This window comes from Melaminivora alkalimesophila (genome assembly GCF_000282995.1).
GTDB lineage: Bacteria > Pseudomonadota > Gammaproteobacteria > Burkholderiales > Burkholderiaceae_C > Melaminivora > Melaminivora alkalimesophila.
The window spans coordinates 1-2760 of sequence record NZ_ALEE01000799.1 but is presented as its reverse complement, the minus strand read 5'-3'; the positions used below and the strand labels follow the sequence as shown (position 1 = coordinate 2760).

3 protein-coding genes and 1 pseudogene are annotated in these 2760 nt (G+C 72.0%); 3 read left to right on the top strand and 1 reads right to left on the bottom strand.

Annotated features, from left to right (window positions below; translation table 11 throughout):
- A partial coding sequence (locus A612_RS15440; RefSeq protein WP_019375339.1) for an HAD-IC family P-type ATPase occupies positions 1–1170 on the bottom strand: 1170 nt, incomplete at its 3' end.
- A gap of 39 nt (positions 1171–1209) precedes the next feature.
- Here A612_RS15440 and A612_RS15435 point away from each other — a divergent pair.
- From A612_RS15435 to A612_RS18055, 3 genes and pseudogenes are all read left to right on the top strand, one after another.
- The gene (locus tag A612_RS15435) at positions 1210–1677 is read left to right on the top strand and encodes a Cd(II)/Pb(II)-responsive transcriptional regulator (protein ID WP_019375338.1); all 468 of its coding nucleotides are present in this window, start codon (positions 1210–1212) and stop codon (positions 1675–1677) included.
- 59 nt (positions 1678–1736) lie between these two features.
- Positions 1737–2546, top strand: coding sequence for an MlaE family ABC transporter permease (locus A612_RS15430; protein ID WP_019375337.1), 810 nt, complete (start codon positions 1737–1739; stop codon positions 2544–2546).
- Between the two features lie 5 nt (positions 2547–2551).
- Positions 2552–2760, top strand: a pseudogene (locus A612_RS18055) (hypothetical protein); the annotation flags it as partial.

Genomic DNA, 2760 nt, shown 5'->3' with positions numbered 1-2760 from the left:
GGCCGCCGCATCGGCCGGGGCGCCGCCCAGGGGCTGCCAGTGCACCAGCGTCGGGCTGCCGGTCGTCAGCGTGCCGGTCTTGTCCAGCGCGATGGCGCGCAGCCCGCGCGCCGTCTCCAGCGCGCTGCCGCCCTTGATCAGGATGCCGCGCCGCGCCGCCGCGGTGAGCGCGCTGACCACCGTGACGGGCGTGGAGATGACCAGCGCGCAGGGGCAGGCGATGACCAGCAGCGCCAGCGCCTGGTAGGTGGACTGCTGCCACGTCCAGTCGAGCAGCCAGGGCGCGAGCGTGCCCAGCAGCAGGGCGGCCAGGAACACCAGGGGCGTGTACACCGCGGCGAAGCGGTCGACGAAGCGCTGCGTGGGCGCGCGGCTGGCCTGTGCCTGCTCGACGGCATGCACGATGCGCGCCAGCAGCGAGCTGGCGGGCGCGGCCGTCACTTCCATGAACAGCTCGCCATGCTGGTTCACGCTGCCGGCATACAGGGGGTCGCCGGGCTCCTTGTCCGCCAGCTGGCTCTCGCCGGTGATCGGCGCCTGGTTCACGGCGCTGGTGCCGCGCAGCACGCTGCCGTCCAGGGGCACGTGCGCGCCCGGGGCGATGCGCACCGTCGCGCCCAGCGGCACTTCGGCAGCCGCCATCCGCTGCGTGCTGCCGTCGGCCTGCACCACGTCGGCGGTCTGTGGCGCGAGATCGAGCAGGCCGCGGATCGCATTGCGCGCGCGGTCCATGGCGCCGTGCTCGATGCGCTCGGCGGCCACGTACAGCGCCATGACCATGGCGGCCTCGGGCCACTGGCCGATCAGCACCGCGCCGGTGACGGCCACGGCCATCAGGGCGTTGATCCCCAGGCGCAGCCGGAACAGGTCCTTCAGCCCCGCCCGATAGACCCCCAGGCCCGACAGGGCGATGGCCGCCACCGCCAGGGCAAGGCCCGCCGTGTCCTGCTGCAGCCAGTGGGCCACCTCGGCCCCCGTCGCCAGCACGAGGGCGGCAGCGATGCGCGGCCAGCCGGGCAGGGCGCCATGGTCGTGGTCATGGTCATGGTCATCGCCCTCGTGCCCGTGCGGATGATCGTGCGCAGGCGCGCAGCTGCCGCAGGCGGGTGCCGAGCGGGGCGGTGGTGCGGCAGTGGCGGCCGGGGTGGCGTGCAGGTGTTCTTGTGTCATGCCATGATTGGAAACCTTCAAGTCACTCCAATGTCAAGCATGAACCCACAAAGTCCGCACTACCGCATCGGGGACGCGGCGCGCCGGTCGGGCGTGTCGACGGCGAACATCCGCTACTACGAGAAGGAGGGCCTGCTCAGCAGCGGCGCGCGTGCCGAGAACCGCTACCGCCTCTACAGCGACGAGGACGTGCACCGGCTGCGCTTCGTGCGCCTGTGCCGGGCGATGGACATGTCGCTGGACGAGGTGCGCACGCTGCTGCAGCTCGATGCGCGCGGCGCCCAGCCGGGCGGCGCCGACCACGCGGCCTGCGCCACGCTGGACGAGCACCTGGAGCACGTGCGCACGCGCCTTGCGGAGCTGCGCGTGCTGGAGGCGGAGCTGCAGGCGCTGCGCGGGCGTTGCGACGGCACCGGCGGCCATTGCCACGTGATCGAAGCGCTGCACGAACGCGCCGACGCCGCCCTGGTGCCCGAGCCCGCCCCGGTGGGCCGGCGCCACGTCTGAGCGCGCACTGCGGGGCGGCGGCAGCTGCTGGCGCGGGGGCGCGCCGCTATGATCCTGCCATGCATGCCTTGGACCATGTCAGCCTGCTGCCCGAGCGCCTGTGGCGGAGTGTGCAGCGCCTGACCATCGCCTGGGGGCGCATCTTCTACCTGGGTGCGGTGGTGTGGGTGCTGGTGCTCTCGCCGTCCACCTACTCGCGCGGCATGCGCTTGCGCCTGGCGCGCCACATGTACCAGGACACGGTGCCCATCCTGCTGGGCTTCACGGCGCTGGCGGCGCTGCTGTCGGTCGTCATCACGCGCATCGTCGTGGTCACGGCCTTCAGCTACGGGCTGTCGCGCTATGCGCTGGAGATGGTCATCCGGGTGCTGGTGCTCGAGCTGATCCCGCTCACCGCGGCGCTGTTCGTCGCGATGCGCGCCACCATTCCGAACGGCACGCAGCTGGCGCTGATGCGCCAGGCAGGCCACCTCGACGCCCTGCGCCGGCGCGGCGCCGACCCGGTGCGCATGGAACTGCTGCCGCGCGTGGTCGCCGGCGTGTATGCGAGCATCACACTGGCGGCGCTGTCGTGCGTGGTGGCGCTGGTCATGGTCTACCTGAGCGTCTATGGCTTCACGCTGGCCGGGGCGCAGGTCTACACGCGCATGTTCGGCCAGGTCTTCGCGCCGCACATCACGCTGGTGTTCGCGCTCAAGACCCTGTTCTTCAGCCTGGCGATTGCATTGATTCCCATGGCCTCCGGGCTGTACGAGACGCGCTCGCCCCGCCGCGCCCAGCAACCGGGCTCGGAGCTGGGCGGGCTGGCCCGCATGTTCGCGGTGCTGCTGCTGATCGAGGTGGTCTCGCTCATGAGCAACTACTACTGAATCCCATGCCCAAGCACCCGCCCGGCCCCCCGGGCCACGATTGCACAGCCGAGCCGCTTCCGTCCCCGGGGCCGCGGGAGCCGCTGCCGGACGAGCTGCTGCGCCCGGTGGCGCACCTGCGGCTCAAGGCCGCCTTGCTCCTGTTGTTCACGCTCAGCCTGGTCGTGGGCTCGGCGCTGTACCTGATGTATGCACGCGGCGCCTTCGAGCCGAC